Source organism: Bradyrhizobium sp. YR681 (genome assembly GCF_000282615.1).
Lineage (GTDB): Bacteria > Pseudomonadota > Alphaproteobacteria > Rhizobiales > Xanthobacteraceae > Bradyrhizobium.
In genome coordinates this window covers 1-15,631 of sequence record NZ_AKIY01000248.1, presented here as the reverse complement: position 1 = coordinate 15,631, position 15,631 = coordinate 1, and the positions used below count along the sequence as shown (strand labels likewise).

The window sequence follows — 15,631 nt, the reverse complement described above, 5'->3', positions numbered from 1 at the left end:
GCGCACCTTCGCCTTACTCGGACTTGTCCACGTTCCAGAACAGCGGCGTCGCGGGGCCGTCGAGCACGCCGCTCAGAGATTTGCGCCAGCCGCTCGGCAGAAGGTACTGCCCCAGCGGAATGTAGATCACCTGCTCATAGGCTTCCTTCTGGATATCGGCGGCGATCTTCTTCTGCTCGTCGATCGAGGGCGCGCGGACGAAGGCGTCCTTGAGCTGCTCGATCTTGGCGTCTTCGGCCCAGCCGAACCAGCCGCCCTTCTTGCCCTGACCGCCGATCGAGAGATTGGCGATGGGATTGGCGACGTCGGCCGCGACCCAGTTGGTGAAGAACATGTTCCAGCCGCCCTCCTTCGGAGGCTTCTGGCTGGCGCGCCGGCTCACCACCGTCTGCCAATCGGTCGCTTGCAGGTCGACCTTGAAGCCGGCTTCACGCAGCAACTGGGCCGCAACGATCGGTTGCGCCTTGAGCGTCGTGACGTCGCCGGGCGCCATGATCACGACCGGGGTGCCGTCATAGCCCGACTCGGCGAGTGCCTTCTTGGCCTCCGCCATGCCGTTGCCCTTCACCAGCGTCTCCGCGCCGACCTCGGTCGCCAGCGGCGTATCGCACACGAAGAAGGCGCCACAGATCTTCTGATATTTGGCGTTGCCGACCAGTGCGTCGAGAACGTCCTTCTGGTTGATCGCCAGAAACGCGGCACGCCGCACTTTCACGTTGTCGAACGGCGGATAAAGGAAGTTCATCCGGCCGAGCGTCTGAAATCCGAACTTGTTCGAGACCTCGATGGTGATCTCCTTGTTCGCTTCCAGCAACGGCAGCATGTCGTAGGGCAGATTTTCCATGAAGTCGATGTCGCCCGACTGCAGCGCGTTCACCGCGGTCTGCGAGTCCGGCATGGTGATCCACTCGACACGGTCGACCTTCACCACCTTGCCGCCCGACACCCAGCTCGCCGGCTCCTTGCGCGGCACGTAGTCGGTGTTCTTGACGTAGACCGCCTTCACGCCCGGCTGGAATTCCGACTGCACGAACTTGAAGGGACCGGAGCCGATCTGCTCCGGGATCTGCTTGTCCGGCGGGGTCTCGGCCAGGCGCTTCGGCATCATGAAGGCGACGCGCGAAGACGGCTTGCCGATGGAGTCGAGCACGAGGCCGTAGGGCTCCTTCAGCTTGAGCGTGATGGTCTTGGCATCGGTGGCCTCGATGCTGGCGGTGAAGTCCATGAGCTTCTGGCCCATGCCGTCGACCGCGGCCCAGCGCTTGAGCGAGGCAACGCAATCTTCCGCCGTCACCGGCGCACCGTCGTGCCACTTGAGGCCGTCGCGCAGCGTGAAGGTGTAGGTGAGCTTGTCGTCGGAGATCTTCCAGTCCGCCATCTGGGGCTGGATCTTGAAGTTCGAATCCGTCGAGATCAGCGTGTCGTAGACCATGTAGCCATGGTCACGCGTGATGTAGGCGGTGGTGAAGATCGGATCGATGATACGCAGATCCGAATGCATCACCGCGGTGATGGTCTTGCCTGCCGCGAGCACGGGCGAGGCCAGTGCCGTCGAAAGCGCAACGACCGACAGCGCAAGTTTGGAGGCGAACGCGCGACGCCCCCGGCGCATCATGTGGAACATAGAAAGTTTCTCCTGACGTGAAACTGGTCAAAGGCGGATTATTGGTTGAGCATGCCGTTCGTTCTTTAGGCGAACTAAGCTCATGCAATGCCTTTATCTTTTCGAGACTTGCAGACAGTCTTGAGCGCGTCAATCCGGTTTCGCTGCAAGCCCAAGCGGCGCGCGCACGGGCTCCACAAAGATCGGTTTGGCTCTACAAGGCTCTCCGGTTGTCCTGCCCTGCGCCAATGCAATGCGCGTTCCATCTTTCGCAGCTTGAGAGACATTGAGATGAATCCAGCCAATCTTCCCTTCGATTCCGAGGCGATGCTCGAGGGTCTGCGCACCTGGGTGGAGTGCGAAAGCCCGACCTGGGATGCGGGCGCGGTCAACCGCATGCTCGATATCGCGGCGCGGGATATGGCGATCATGGGTGCGACGATCGAACGCATCGGCGGACGCCAGGGCTTCGGCGGCGTCGTCCGCGCGCGCTTTCCCCACCCGAAGCAGGGCGAGCCGGGCATCCTGATCGCCGGCCACATGGATACCGTCCACCCGGTGGGGACCATCGAGAAGCTGAAATGGCGGCGCGAGGGCAACAAGTGCTACGGCCCCGGCATCTACGACATGAAGGGCGGCAACTACCTCTCGCTCGAAGCGATCCGGCAGCTGGCGCGCGCGTCCTTCACGACACCGCTGCCGATCACCATCCTGTTCACCCCGGACGAGGAAGTCGGCACGCCCTCGACGCGCGACATCATCGAGGCGGAGGCCGCGCGCAACAAATATGTGCTGGTGCCCGAGCCCGGCCGCGCCGACAACGGCGTCACCACCGGACGTTACGCCATCGCGCGATTCAATCTCGAGGCGACGGGCCGGCCGAGTCACGCCGGCGCGACGCTCTCGGCGGGACGCTCGGCGATCCGCGAGATGGCGCGGCAGATTCTCGCGATCGACGCGATGACGACGGAAGATTGCACCTTCTCGGTCGGCGTCGTGCATGGCGGCCAATGGGTCAATTGCGTTGCCACGACCGCCACCGGCGAGGCGCTGTCGATGGCCAAGCGCCAGGCCGATCTCGACCGCGGCGTCGAGCGGATGCTGGCGCTGTCGGGCACGGCGAACGACGTGACCTTCAAGGTGACGCGCGGGGTGACGCGGCCGGTGTGGGAGCCGGATGCCGGCACGATGGCGCTCTATGAAAAGGCGCGCGGCATCGCCGAACAGCTCGGCGCGAAGCTGCCCCATGCGAGCTCCGGCGGCGGCTCCGACGGCAACTTCACGGGCGCGATGGGCATTCCCACGCTCGACGGCCTTGGCGTGCGCGGCGGCAACGGCCACACGCTGGAGGAGTTCATCGAGGTGGATAGCCTGGTCGAGCGCGGCCGGCTGATGGCGGGACTGCTGGCGACACTGGAATAAATTGATTCAATTTCGCACTGCACAATGCGTTGGCAGGCGCGATTGAAATTTAGCCTTGTCTAAAAATGAGGCGCATCGTACTGCTCGACCGTCCACGCGACGATGCGGGAGAGATCGCAATGGGGGTTTTGGCCCTCCTTGCGGCGCCGACGGAGCAACCGCCCCGGAAACTCTCAGGCAAAAGGACTGTATCGTCAGGACGATCTGGAGAGAGACGGCACGGCCAATGTGGTCGTGACGTCCACCGAAGGGGATAGTCCGAAAGCTGACCTCGCCCGAGGTTGAGCGCCGGATCAAGCTCTCAGGTAACCGTGACAGATGGGGCGCCGCCAACGGCCTTGTGGCCGGCGGTTAGCCGACTCTAACTCACGGGAGCCCCGCTACTCACATGACCCACATCGCCATCATCGGCGCCGGCATCACCGGCGTGACGACTGCCTATGCCCTGCTCGAACGCGGCTACAAGGTGACGGTGCTCGACAAGCACCGCTATGCCGCAATGGAGACCTCCTTCGCCAATGGCGGACAGCTCTCCGCCAGCAATGCCGAAGTGTGGAACAGCACCGCGACGATCCTCAAAGGCCTTCGCTGGATGTTCCGGCGCGATGCGCCGCTGCTGATGAACCCGCGGCCGAACTGGCACAAATATTCCTGGATGAGCGAGTTCGTCGCCAATATCGGCAACTACCGCGCCAATACGATCGAGACCACGCGGCTCGCGATCGAAGCCCGCAAATATCTGTTCGAGATCGCGGCGCGCGAAGGCATCGAGTTCGATCTCGAACGCCGCGGCATTCTCCACATCTATCACGACAAGAAGGGCTTTGAATCCGGCCTGAGCGTCAATGGGCTGTTGCAGGAAGGCGGACTTGATCGGCATCCAGTGACTTCGGAGGAAATCCGCGCCATCGAGCCGACGCTGCGCAAAAGCTATTATGGCGGCTTCTACACGCCGTCGGATGCGACCGGCGATATCCACAAGTTTACCCGCGGGCTCGCCGAGGCCTGCAAGCGTCGCGGCGCGACCTTCATCCATGAGGTCAACATCGACTCGATTGCCCAGGCCGGCGGCGGCTTCGTCATCGGCTGGGCTGATCTCTCCGCGAGCGATGCCGCCGCATCGGCGCGCGGCATGATGAAGGCCGACGGTGTCGTGGTCTGCGCCGGCGTCGCCAGCCGTCACTTCGCCGTCCTGCTCGACGAGCGCGTCAACGTCTATCCGGTGAAGGGCTATTCGATCACCGTGCAGCTCGATACGCCCGAGAGCCGCAACGCGACGCCGACCGTCAGCCTGCTGGATGAGGCCGCCAAGATCGTCACCAGCCGACTCGGCTCCGATCGTTTTCGCGTTGCCGGCACCGCCGAATTCAACGATTTCAACCGCGACATCCGCGCCGACCGCGTGCAGCCACTCGTCGACTGGGTCCGCAGCAACTTCCCCGCCGTCGAGACCTCGCGCGTCATCCCATGGGCCGGGCTGCGGCCGATGATGCCGAACATGATGCCGGTGGTGCGCGCGGGCCGGATGCCCGGCGTGTTCTTCAACACCGGCCACGGCCATCTCGGCTGGACGCTGTCGGCCGCGACCGCGCAGATGATTGCCGGGACCATCGACGGCTGGCGCGGGCTTAACGCACCACCGACCGCACCGTCACTTGGGGTTGAGCGAGAGCTGCGTCATGCATCCTGAGTAGTCGATACCGATGACCGGGCCGCCCCTTGCGACCGCCCTGCCCTTGGCACACAATTTGCCCCGACAAGTCGGCATCTCCGGCCGGCTTTCCCAGCCCGAATGACAGGCGCGCATGATAGACACGATCGAATCCACGGGTGCCCTGGAGCCCCGCAAGTTCCGCAGCCGGAGATAGGTGCATGCTAGGTTATCTCATTCGCCGCGTACTGGCCGCGGTGCCCGTGATGGGCGTCGTCGCGCTGTTCGTGTTCCTGCTGCTGCGGCTGACGCCGGGCGATCCCGCCGCCATTCTCGCCGGCGACAACGCGACGCCGGAACGGCTGGAGCGCATCCGCGACTCGCTCGGCCTCAACGAGCCGCTGATCGTGCAGTTCATCACCTGGGTGAACAAGCTGCTGCACGGCGACCTCGGGACGTCGCTGATCTCCAATTTGCCGGTCATCAAGATGATCAGCCAGCGCGTCGAGCCGTCGATCTCGATCGCGCTCTCCACCATCATCCTCGCGGTCGTTGTCGCCGTTCCGCTCGGCGTGATCGCGGCGTGGAAGCATGGCACCTGGATCGACCGCTTCGTGATGGGCCTCTCCGTGCTCGGCTTCTCGGTGCCGGTGTTCGTGGTCGGCTATCTCCTGATCGAGGTGTTCGCAATCGATCTGCGCTGGGTGCCGGTGCAGGGCTTCCGCAGCATCTTTAACGGTTTCGGGCCGTTCTTCGAGCGCATCATCCTGCCGACCTGCGCGCTCTCCTTCATCTATATCGCGCTGATCGCGCGCATGACGCGCGCGGCCATGCTCGACGTCCTCGGCGAGGACTACGTGCGAACGGCGCGCGCGAAGGGCATCAACGAGGTCGCGGTGATGATGCGGCATGCGCTGCGCAACGCCGCCGTCCCCGTGATCACCGTGATCGGCACCGGCTTTGCGCTGCTGATCTCCGGCGTCGTCGTCACCGAGAGCGTGTTCAACATCCCCGGCATCGGCCGCCTCACGGTGGATGCGGTGCTGGCGCGCGACTACCCCGTGATCCAGGCGATGATCCTGCTGACGTCGCTGATCTACGTGGTCGTCAACCTGCTGATCGACGTCGCCTACACGCTGCTCGATCCCCGGATCCGGTACTAGGGCTAAGGACAAGAACAACAATGTCGGTCGATACCCTTCCCCAGTCGTCCATTCCGATCACGTCGCCGCTGCGGCCGCGCTTCGGATTCCTCACCTCGACGCCGATCATCGCGGCGGCCACGGTCTGCCTCGTGCTGATCGTGCTGATCTCGATTCTCGCTCCGCTGATCGCGCCGCATGATCCAGTCCAGTTGGCACCCTCGCAAAGGCTGAAGCCCGCTTCGGCGCAGTTCCTGCTCGGCACCGACGCCTATGGCCGCGACCTGCTCTCGCGCGTCATCTATGGCGGCCGCATCTCGCTGCTGATCGGCATCGGCTCGGCGATCCTGGCGATCGTCATTGGCCTTGCGATCGGCCTCGTCTCCGGCTTCTTCAAGCTGGTCGATTCCGTCCTGATGCGGGTCATGGACGGCCTGATGGCGATGCCGAGCATCCTGCTCGCGATCGCGGTGGTGTCGCTGTCCGGCGCCAGCATCTGGACCGTGATGGTCGCCATCACCATCCCGGAAATCCCGCGCGTGGCGCGTCTCGTTCGCTCGGTCGTGCTGTCTGCGCGAGAGGAGCCCTATGTGGAAGCGGCGATCTCGGTCGGCTCCAGCCTGCCAAAGATCATGTGGCGGCACCTGATGCCGAACACGATCGCGCCGCTGATCGTGCAGGGCAGTTACGTCTGCGCCTCCGCGATCCTCACCGAGGCCATCCTCTCCTTCCTCGGCGCCGGCATCTCGCCGGAGACGCCGACCTGGGGCAACATCATGGCCGAGGGCCGCCAGTATTTTCAGCTCAAGCCGACGCTGATCTTCTGGCCGGGCCTGCTGCTCTCGATCGCCATCCTCAGCATCAATCTGATCGGCGACGCCGCCCGCGACGCACTCGATCCGCGCATGAAGCAGCGGGAAGGCAAGTGATGAGCGATCAAGTGACGACCACCCCCATCCTCGACATCAACAATCTCGTCGTCTCCGTCGGCAAGAAGCCGGGCGGGCCAAAGATCATCGACGGCATCTCGATCCAGGTGCACGAAGGCGAGACGCTGTGCCTCGTCGGCGAAAGCGGCTCGGGCAAGTCGGTGACCTCGCTCACCACCATGGGCCTGCTGCCGAAGGGCACGCTGGTTCCGACCGGCGGCAGCGTCAAGCTGGTCGGCGAGGAGATCCTCACCGCGACCGACCGCCGTCTGCGCCAGCTGCGCGCGACGCGGATGGCGATGATCTTCCAGGAGCCGATGACCGCGCTCAATCCGGTCGTGCCGGTCGGCCGCCAGATCGACGAGGTGCTGCGCGCCCATACCAATCTCGATGCCAAGGCGCGCAAGAAGCGCATCCTCGACATGATGGAGCAGGTCCGCCTGCCCCAGGTCGAGCGCATCTTCGCCTCCTATCCGCACCGCCTCTCCGGCGGCCAGCGCCAGCGCATCATGATCGCGATGGCGCTGGTGCTCGAGCCGAAGCTGCTGATCGCCGACGAGCCGACGACGGCGCTCGATGTCACCACGCAGAAGCAGATCCTGACCCTGATCCGCGACCTCCAGCGCGATCACGGCACGGCCGTGCTGTTCATCACCCACGACATGGGCGTCGTCGCCGAGATCGCCGACCGCGTCGCGGTGATGCGGCAGGGCCGTCTGGTCGAGACCGGCCCGCTCGACAACGTGCTGCGCAATCCAACCATGGAATATACCCGCAATCTGCTCTCCGCGGTGCCGAGCCTGGTGCCGCGCGCGGCACGGCCCGAGACCAGGGAACCGGTGGTGCTGGAGGCCAACGACCTCAGCAAGGTCTACAAGGAGCGCGCGTTCTTCGGCAAAGGCCGCGAGGTTGTCGCCGCCGACAAGGTCACGCTGACGCTGCGCAAGGGCCGCACGCTCGGCATCGTCGGCGAGAGCGGCTCGGGCAAGTCGACGGTGGCGCGCTGCATCGTCCGCCTGATCGATCCGACCTCCGGCGGAGTGCGCCTGGCCGGCCGCGAAATCTCCGACATCTCGCGCCGTCTGCTTCAGCCGCACCGGCAGAAGATCCAGATCGTGTTCCAGGATCCCTACCGCTCGCTCAACCCGCGCATCACCGTCGGCGAGAGCATCGCGGAGGGCCCGGTCAACTACGGCACCTCGCATGCCGACGCGATGAAGCGCGCCCGCGAGCTGCTCGAGCTGGTCGGCCTGCCCGCCGATGCGGTCTCGCGCTATCCGCACCAGTTCTCGGGCGGCCAGCGCCAGCGCATTGCGATTGCCCGCGCGCTCGCGCTCGATCCGGACGTGCTGGTCGCGGACGAAGCGGTCTCCGCGCTCGACGTCTCGGTGCAGGCCCAGGTGCTTGAACTGCTCGACGAAATCCAGAAGCGACTCGGCATCGCGATCCTGTTCATCACCCACGATCTGCGTGTCGCGGCGCAAATCTGCGACGAGGTCGTGGTGATGCAGCACGGCCGTGTCGTCGAACAGGGCCCGGCCGCCGAAGTGCTGACGCATCCGAAGGAGGCCTACACCAGGGCCTTGCTGGAGGCAGCTCCCGGCCGCGGCTGGGATTTTGCGAACTTCCGGCCGGTGTCGGAAGGCGTGGCGGCGAGCGCGTAGGTCCATCCCTCGTCATTGCGAGCGCAGCGAAGCAATCCAGAATCCCTCTGCGGAAAGGCTCTGGATTGCTTCGCTGCGCTCGCAATGACGGTGTGCGCGGCACACATTCCCAAAACAGCTTGAGGCCATGCGCGGCGCGATGGCCTCTCGCCTTGCTCTCCTCGCGAAGCCAAGGCTAACGTCGCGCACTTTCAATCGCCCGGACTTGAGTTGATGACACGTATCGCCGTCGGCGGCTTCCTGCACGAGACCAACACCTTCGCGCCGACGAAGGCGACGTTCGCCGACTTCCAGCATGGCGGCGGCTGGCCTGCGATGACGCAAGGCGCCGATGTGCTGAAGGTCATGCGGCGCATCAATGTCGGGCTGGCCGGCTTCGTCGACAGCGCCGAAGCCAATGGCTGGGAACTGGTTCCGACGATCGCCTGCGCCGCGAGCCCGTCGGCCCATGTCACCAAGGACGCCTTCGAACGCATCGTGAAGGTCATGGTCGACGGCATCGCAGCCGCCGGGCCGATCGATGCGGTCTATCTCGACCTGCACGGCGCGATGGTGACCGAGCATCTCGACGACGGCGAAGGCGAGATTCTGGCACGCGTGCGCCGCGTCATCGGCAAGGATGTTCCGCTGGTCGCGAGCCTCGACCTGCACGCCAACGTCACACCCGAGATGATGGAACATGCGGACGCGCTGATCGCCTACCGCACCTATCCGCATGTCGACATGGCCGAGACCGGCCGCGCCTCGGCAAGGCATCTCGCACTGCTGCTGAAGACGAAGCAGCGCTTTGCAAAATCGTTCCGGCAATTGCCGTTCCTGATCGCGATCAGCTGGCAGTGCACCAACGACTTTCCCACCAAGGGCATCTACGAAAAGCTCGCGGCGCTCGAAAGCGACACGGTTCCGACGCTGTCGTTCGCGCCGGGCTTCCCGGCCGCCGATTTCCGCGATTGCGGGCCGAGCGTGTTCGCCTATGGCAAGACGCAAGCGGACGCCGACCGCGCGGCGGACGCGATCGTCAAGCTGATCGAAAACCACGAGGACGATTTCGACGGCAAGATCTGGTCCCCCGACGATGGCGTGCGCCACGCCATGGAACTGGCGAAGAGCGCGAACAAGCCGATCATCATCGCCGACACCCAGGACAATCCCGGCGCCGGCGGCGACTCCGACACGACCGGCATGCTGCGTGCGCTGGTGCGCAACAAGGCGAGCGCTGCGACCGGCGCGATCTACGACCCGGAATCTGCCAAGGCCGCGCATGCGGCCGGCGTCGGCGCCACCGTGACGCTGTCGCTCGGCGGCAAGTCCGGCATTCCCGGCGACGAGCCCTACCGCGGGACCTTCGTCGTCGAAAACCTCTCCGATGGCCGCTTCATCGCGACCGGCCCCTATTACGGCGGCCGCGAGATGGAGATGGGCCCCTCCGCGTGCCTGCGCATCGGCGATGTCCGTGTGGTCGTGAGTTCGCACAAGGCGCAACTCGCCGACCAGGCGATGTATCGTTACGTCGGCGTCGAGCCGACCGAACAAAAAATTCTGGTCAACAAGAGCTCGGTGCACTTCCGCGCCGATTTCGAGCCGATCGCGGAGAAGCTGATGATCTGCGCCGCGCCCGGCGCGATGCCGGCCGACACCGCTTCGCTGCCCTGGACGCGCCTGCGTCCGGGCATCCGCATCAAGCCGAACGGCCCCGTTTTCAATCCCCCCTCACGCTAACCGGACAGGACCACATGCCCACGCTCGAACGCATCGACGGCTATGCCGACGAACTCACCGCCATCAGGCGCGACCTCCACGCCCATCCCGAGATCGGCTTCGAGGAAGTACGCACCTCCGGCATCGTCGCCGACAAGCTGACAAGCTGGGGCATCGAGGTGCATCGCGGTCTCGGCGGCACCGGCGTGATCGGCGTCATCAAGGGCAAGGGCTCGGGCAGCAAGCGCATCGGGCTTCGCGCCGACATGGACGCGCTGCCGATGGAAGAGAACACCAATCTGAAATGGAGCTCGAAGATCCCCGGCCGCTTCCACGGCTGCGGCCATGACGGCCACACCACCATGCTGCTCGGCACCGCGCGTTACCTCGCGGAAACCAGGAACTTCGACGGCACCGTGCACCTGATCTTCCAGCCGGCCGAGGAAGGCCTCGGCGGCGCCCGCGCCATGATCAAGGACGGGCTGTTCGAGAAGTTCCCGTGCGACGAGCTCTACGGCCTGCACAACGCGCCCGATCTCAACCACGGCGAGATCGCGATCCTGCCCGGGCCCGCGATGGCCAGCGCCGACTTCTTCGATCTCCGCATCACCGGCTACGGCGCGCATGGCGCGATGCCCGAGCGCTCCAAGGACGCGGTGATCATCGCGACCACGCTGGCGCAGGCGATCCAGACCATCGTCAGCCGCAACGTCGAGCCGCTGCAGGCCGCCGTCGTGTCGATCACCCAGATCCATGCGGGCTCCGCCTACAACGTCATTCCCGGTGACGCGCATCTTTGCGGCACCATCCGCACCTTCTCGAAGGAAGTCCGCACTCTGATCGCCGAACGCATTCGCACGATCAGCGCCGGCATCGCGGCCGCATATCAATGCGTAATCGACGTCGATATCCGCGACACTTTCGACGTGCTGATCAACCAGGTCGAGCAGTCCAAGGTCGTCGAGGACGTCGCGCGCACCATCGTCGACCCCGCCAACGTCATCACCCGCGCCCAGCCGAAGATGGGTAGCGAGGATTTCGCCGACATGCTGCAGACCATTCCCGGCGCCTATTTCTGGGTCGGCCATGACGGCAAGGTGCCGGTGCACAATCCCGGCTTCGTGCTCGACGACAAGATCCTGCCGATCGGCGCCAGCATGTTCGCCCGCATCGTCGAAACGCGCATGCCGGTGGGCTAGCAATGCAGAAGAAGAGCGTCGAAGAGGCGGTCACCTCGCTGCACGATCTCTCCGCGGTCGATCTGATCGCGGGCTATCGGGCAAAACAGTTCTCGCCGAGCGAGGTGCTGGAGGATGTGCTCACGCATGTCGCTGCGTGGGAACCGCATCTGAAGGCGCTCTATGCATTCGATCCCGACAGCGCGCGCGAGGCCGCAAAGGCCTCGACCGCGCGCTGGAGCGGCGGCGAACCATCAGGCGCGCTCGACGGCGTGCCTGTGACGGTGAAGGACAATATCGCGACCAAGGGCGTTCCGGTGCCGCTGGGCGCCGCCAGCGTCAAGCTTGTGCCGGCCGAGAAGGACGCCCCGCCCGCGGCGCGGCTGCGCGAGGCCGGCTCCATCATCTTCGCCAAGACCACGATGCCCGATTACGGCATGCTCTCTTCGGGGCTCTCCAGCTTCCACGCGCTCGCGCGCAACCCCTGGGACCTCTCCAAGAATCCCGGCGGCTCCAGCGCGGGCGCAGGCTCTGCCGCAGCGGCCGGCTATGGTCCGTTGCATCTCGGCACCGATATCGGCGGCTCGGTCCGCCTGCCCGCGGGCTGGTGCGGCCTCGTCGGGCTGAAGCCGAGCTTCGGCCGCGTGCCGATCGATCCTGTCTATGTCGGCCGCGTCGCCGGTCCCATGACCCGCACGGTCGACGATTGCGCGCTGATGATGAGCGTGATCGCAAAACCCGACCGCCGCGACGGCATGAGCCTGCCCGCCGAGCCGCTCAACTGGAAGGGCCTGGAAAAGTCGCCGCGCAAACTGCGGATCGGGTTGATGCTCGATGCCGGCGTCGGCCTGCCGGCAGAACGGCCGGTCCGTGACGTTGCAGTGAAGGCCGCGAAGGCGTTCGAATCCGCCGGTGCGGTGGTGACGGAAGTCGACGGCATCTTGACCCGCGAGATGCTCGATGGCCTCGATAATTTCTGGCGCGCGCGGATGTGGGACGATCTCGCCAAGCTGAATCCCGCCGAACAGGCCAAGGTGCTGCCGTATATTTTCAAGTGGGGCGAGTCCGGCGCGAAGCTGTCGGGCGTCGATGTCATCCGCGGCTTCAACCAGACCATGGCGATCCGCAACGCTGCGGCAAAGCTGTTCTGTGAGCTCGACTATCTGATCTCGCCGACCGCGCCGAACGTGAACTACCCCGCGGAATGGGCCTCGCCGACCAACGATCCCATGAGGCCGTTCGAGCACATCTGCTATACCGTGCCGTGGAATATGTCGGAGAACCCTGCGGTCTCCCTCAACGGCGGTTTCGACGCCAACGGCTTTCCCATCGGCGTGCAGATCGTCGGCCGCCGCTTCGACGATATCGGCGTGCTCGGCATGGCCAAGGCGTTCGAGGGCCTGCGCGGGCCGCAGAAGCCCTGGCCCAAGCCGCCGGCGCGCTAAACATCTACCGTCATTCCGGGGCGTCGCGAAGCGACGAGCCCGGAATCCATAACCACTATCGTGAGTATGGATTCTCAGATGCGCAATTGCGCATCATAGCTCGCGCCCAAGAGGGCGCGCCCCGGAATGACGTGCTACAAATCAAGAGCAAGAAACAAAGGAAGGAAACCACCATGGCGTATGAGACGATCAAATACGAGGTCGCCGAGCAGATCCTCACCCTCACGCTGAACCGGCCCGACAAGCTCAACGCCTTCAACGCGCAGATGCAGGCCGAACTGATCGACGCGTTCGATGCCGCTGACAAGGACGACAATGTCCGCGCCATCATCGTCACCGGCGCCGGCCGCGGTTTTTGCGCGGGCGCCGATCTGTCGTCGGGTGCAGATACGTTCGATCGCGACGCGCGGCGCGGGCCGGTGAAACGCTTTGCCGACGGCAAGGTCGATTACAGCGATCCGCAGGTGCGCGACGGCGGCGGCCAGGTGACCTTGCGCATCTTCAAATGCCTCAAGCCTGTCATCGCTGCGGTGAACGGTCCTGCCGTCGGCATCGGCGTCACCATGCAGCTCGCGATGGATATCCGTATCGCCTCGGATGCTGCCCGCTTCGGCTTCGTGTTCTCCCAGCGCGGCATCGTGCCCGAGGCCGCCTCGAGCTGGTTCCTGCCGCGGATCGTCGGCATCTCGCAGGCGCTGGAATGGTGCTATTCGGGCCGCGTCTTCCCGGCGCAGGAAGCGCTTGCGGGGCGCCTCGTCAGCAAAGTGGTCCCCCCTGATGATCTCCTCCCGACCGCCCGCGCACTGGCAAAAGAATTCGCCGCAAAGACGGCGCCGGTGTCAGTGGCGCTGATCCGCCAGATGATGTGGCGCATGATGGGCGCCGACGATCCCATGGAAGCCCACAAGGTCGACAGCCGCGGCATCTATGCCCGCGGCCGTTCGGAGGATGTGAAGGAAGGCGTGGTGTCGTTCCTGGAGAAGCGGCCGGCGCAGTTCAAGAACAAGGTGTCCAGCGATATGCCGGATTATTTTCCGTGGTGGACGGAGCGGGAATACAAGTGACGTTTTCACAGCTCTCGTAGGGTGGGCAAAGCGAAGCGTGCCCACGTTCTTTCGCTATCGTTGAAAGGTGGTGGGCACGGCGCTGCGCGCCTTTGCCCACCCTACGGCACCGTCACTACGGCACCGTCACTCCATCACCAGCGCCACGCGACCGATCGCCTTGCGGTCGAGCAACAGCCGCATCGCCTGCGCAAAATTCTCCAGAGGCAGGCGGTGCGAGACGTTCGGGCGCAACTTGCCCTGCTCCGCCCATTGCAGCAGCGCCTTCAGGCGCACCTCGCCGAGCACAGGGTTTTTCCGGACCGCCTCGCCCGCGCGCACGCCGAGCACGCTGGCGCCCTTGATCAGCAGCAGGTTGGTCTTGGCCGAGCCGATGCCGCCGGTAAAGCCGATCACCAGCAGCCGCGCGCCCCAGGCGATGCAGCGCATCGAATTCTCGAACACCTCGCCGCCGACGGGATCGAACACCACGTCGGCGCCGCGGCCGTCGGTGATGCGCTTGACGGCATCGCGAAACGGCTCGCGATCGTAGCGCACCAGATGATCGGCGCCGCGCGCCTTGGCGACGGCGAGCTTCTCGTCGCTGGAGGCCGTCGCGATCACGGTCGCGCCCAGCATCTTGCCGATCTCGACGGCGGCAAGGCCGACACCGCCGCCGGCGCCGTGCACCAGCAGCACCTCGCCCGGCTCGACGCGGCCGCGATCGATCAGTGCGTGATAGGCGGTGCCGTGGCCGGCGAGATAGGTTGCAGCCTCCGCGTAGTCGAAGGTCGACGGCATCGGCGTGAGCTGCGCAGGCGCCACCACGGCTTCGTCTGTAAAGGCGCCATGGCGCATCTTCACGATGACCTTGTCGCCGACCGCCACGCCTCTCGCTTCCGCGCCCACCTCGGTCACGTCGCCGGCAGCTTCCATGCCGGGCGTGAACGGCAACTCCGGCTTGAGCTGATATTCCCCGGCTGCCATCAGCACGTCAGGGAAATTGAGCCCCGCGGCGCGGATCGCGACACGCACCTCGCCAGGCTTCAGCGCGCGCGATGGAAACTCTTCCAGCCGCAACGTTTCGGGCGCGCCGAGCGCGCGGCAGACGACAGCGCGCACCATCAGGCCGCGCTCGCCTTGCTGCGCTTGAGCGCCTCCCGGATCAGCGGCAGGCGGTCATTGCCGAAATACATGTCGGTCTTGCCCACGAAGATCGTCGGCGAGCCGAAGCCGCCGCGCGCGACGACCTCTTCCGTATTGGCCTTGAGCTGGTCCTTGATGCCCTGCTCCGAGATGCCGGCGAAAAACTTCTGCTCGTCGATGCCGACCCTCTTGCAGATCTCGCCAAGCACGGCGTCCTGCGAGATATCCTTGTCGCCGCCCCAATAGGTCTCGAACACTGATGTGGCGAACGGCACCATGTCCTTGCCGAGCCAGATGCAGCCGCGCATCGCCTTCACGCTGTTCACCGGGAACACCGTCGGCGGCATCTTGATTGCAAGCCCCGCCGAGCGCGCCCAGTCGGCGAGGTCCTTCTTCATGTAGCGCGCCTTCAGCGGCACCGGCGTCTCGCGCTGCGCATAGACGCTGGGGTTGACCGTATTGAAGATGCCGCCGACCAGGATCGGCCGCCAGATGATCTCGGCACCGACCTCTTTCGCCAGCGGCTGGATGTTGTGGAAGGCGAGATAGGTCCAGGGGCTGGAGCAGTCGAAGAAGAATTCGATCATGGCGTTTCCTTTGTTTGTCTTATTCCGCTCCATCCCCCGTCATTGCGAGGAGCGAAGCGACGAAGCAATCCAGAGTCCCTCCGCGGAAAGATTCTGGATTGCTTCGCTGCGCTCGCAATGACG

At 65.1% G+C, this 15,631-nt stretch carries 12 protein-coding genes and 2 riboswitches; of the genes, 9 read left to right on the top strand and 3 right to left on the bottom strand.

What is annotated here, in order from left to right; translation table 11 throughout:
- Positions 1–13 precede the first annotated feature (13 nt).
- Complete coding sequence (locus PMI42_RS26885) at positions 14–1,624, bottom strand: ABC transporter substrate-binding protein (RefSeq protein ID WP_008140010.1); 1,611 nt, start codon at positions 1,622–1,624, stop codon at positions 14–16.
- Between the two features lie 270 nt (positions 1,625–1,894).
- On the opposite strand from PMI42_RS26885, the gene PMI42_RS26880 reads away from it, so the two are divergent.
- From PMI42_RS26880 to PMI42_RS26840, 9 genes are all read left to right on the top strand, one after another.
- Positions 1,895–3,025, top strand: coding sequence for a M20/M25/M40 family metallo-hydrolase (locus PMI42_RS26880; protein WP_008140007.1), 1,131 nt, complete (start codon positions 1,895–1,897; stop codon positions 3,023–3,025).
- Positions 3,026–3,120: 95 nt separating this feature from the next.
- Positions 3,121–3,224: riboswitch (glycine riboswitch) on the top strand.
- Between the two features lie 3 nt (positions 3,225–3,227).
- Positions 3,228–3,345: riboswitch (glycine riboswitch) on the top strand.
- A gap of 68 nt (positions 3,346–3,413) precedes the next feature.
- A complete protein-coding gene (locus tag PMI42_RS26875) occupies positions 3,414–4,715 on the top strand; it encodes a D-amino acid dehydrogenase (RefSeq protein ID WP_008140006.1) in 1,302 nt (433 codons plus the stop codon).
- Between the two features lie 182 nt (positions 4,716–4,897).
- Positions 4,898–5,839, top strand: a complete 942-nt coding sequence (locus PMI42_RS26870) for an ABC transporter permease (protein WP_008140004.1) — start codon at positions 4,898–4,900, stop codon at positions 5,837–5,839.
- A 20-nt stretch (positions 5,840–5,859) separates the two neighbouring features.
- On the top strand, positions 5,860–6,747 hold the full coding sequence (locus PMI42_RS26865; protein WP_008140001.1) for an ABC transporter permease: 888 nt from the start codon (positions 5,860–5,862) through the stop codon (positions 6,745–6,747).
- On the top strand, positions 6,747–8,411 hold the full coding sequence (locus PMI42_RS26860; RefSeq protein ID WP_008139999.1) for an ABC transporter ATP-binding protein: 1,665 nt from the start codon (positions 6,747–6,749) through the stop codon (positions 8,409–8,411). The genes PMI42_RS26865 and PMI42_RS26860 overlap by 1 nt, the downstream gene beginning before the upstream one ends.
- 213 nt (positions 8,412–8,624) lie before the next feature.
- The gene (locus PMI42_RS26855) at positions 8,625–10,130 is read left to right on the top strand and encodes a M81 family metallopeptidase (protein WP_008139997.1); all 1,506 of its coding nucleotides are present in this window, start codon (positions 8,625–8,627) and stop codon (positions 10,128–10,130) included.
- Between the two features lie 14 nt (positions 10,131–10,144).
- A complete protein-coding gene (locus PMI42_RS26850) occupies positions 10,145–11,308 on the top strand; it encodes a M20 aminoacylase family protein (RefSeq protein ID WP_008139994.1) in 1,164 nt (387 codons plus the stop codon).
- Between the two features lie 2 nt (positions 11,309–11,310).
- Positions 11,311–12,732 (top strand): amidase, encoded by a 1,422-nt coding sequence (locus PMI42_RS26845; RefSeq protein WP_008139991.1) that lies wholly within the window; start codon positions 11,311–11,313, stop codon positions 12,730–12,732.
- A gap of 173 nt (positions 12,733–12,905) precedes the next feature.
- Positions 12,906–13,796, top strand: coding sequence for a crotonase/enoyl-CoA hydratase family protein (locus tag PMI42_RS26840; protein ID WP_008139989.1), 891 nt, complete (start codon positions 12,906–12,908; stop codon positions 13,794–13,796).
- Between the two features lie 126 nt (positions 13,797–13,922).
- Here PMI42_RS26840 and PMI42_RS26835 read toward each other — a convergent pair whose 3' ends face one another.
- Both PMI42_RS26835 and PMI42_RS26830 read right to left on the bottom strand, forming a co-directional pair.
- Complete coding sequence (locus PMI42_RS26835) at positions 13,923–14,900, bottom strand: NADPH:quinone oxidoreductase family protein (RefSeq protein ID WP_008139987.1); 978 nt, start codon at positions 14,898–14,900, stop codon at positions 13,923–13,925.
- Entirely contained in the window at positions 14,900–15,508 is a 609-nt protein-coding gene (locus tag PMI42_RS26830) for a 2-hydroxychromene-2-carboxylate isomerase (RefSeq protein ID WP_008139983.1), read from the bottom strand. Before PMI42_RS26830 ends, PMI42_RS26835 begins: the two co-directional genes overlap by 1 nt.
- Positions 15,509–15,631: the final 123 nt, after the last annotated feature.

Bases quoted from the DNA above. Each gene is read 5' to 3' on its own strand.
- PMI42_RS26885 (WP_008140010.1), bottom strand. From the start codon at position 1,624: ATGTTCCACATGATGCGCCGGGGGCGTCGCGCGTTCGCCTCCAAACTT.
- PMI42_RS26880 (WP_008140007.1), top strand. From the start codon at position 1,895: ATGAATCCAGCCAATCTTCCCTTCGATTCCGAGGCGATGCTCGAGGGT.
- PMI42_RS26875 (WP_008140006.1), top strand. From the start codon at position 3,414: ATGACCCACATCGCCATCATCGGCGCCGGCATCACCGGCGTGACGACT.
- PMI42_RS26870 (WP_008140004.1), top strand. From the start codon at position 4,898: ATGCTAGGTTATCTCATTCGCCGCGTACTGGCCGCGGTGCCCGTGATG.
- PMI42_RS26865 (WP_008140001.1), top strand. From the start codon at position 5,860: ATGTCGGTCGATACCCTTCCCCAGTCGTCCATTCCGATCACGTCGCCG.
- PMI42_RS26860 (WP_008139999.1), top strand. From the start codon at position 6,747: ATGAGCGATCAAGTGACGACCACCCCCATCCTCGACATCAACAATCTC.
- PMI42_RS26855 (WP_008139997.1), top strand. From the start codon at position 8,625: ATGACACGTATCGCCGTCGGCGGCTTCCTGCACGAGACCAACACCTTC.
- PMI42_RS26850 (WP_008139994.1), top strand. From the start codon at position 10,145: ATGCCCACGCTCGAACGCATCGACGGCTATGCCGACGAACTCACCGCC.
- PMI42_RS26845 (WP_008139991.1), top strand. From the start codon at position 11,311: ATGCAGAAGAAGAGCGTCGAAGAGGCGGTCACCTCGCTGCACGATCTC.
- PMI42_RS26840 (WP_008139989.1), top strand. From the start codon at position 12,906: ATGGCGTATGAGACGATCAAATACGAGGTCGCCGAGCAGATCCTCACC.
- PMI42_RS26835 (WP_008139987.1), bottom strand. From the start codon at position 14,900: ATGGTGCGCGCTGTCGTCTGCCGCGCGCTCGGCGCGCCCGAAACGTTG.
- PMI42_RS26830 (WP_008139983.1), bottom strand. From the start codon at position 15,508: ATGATCGAATTCTTCTTCGACTGCTCCAGCCCCTGGACCTATCTCGCC.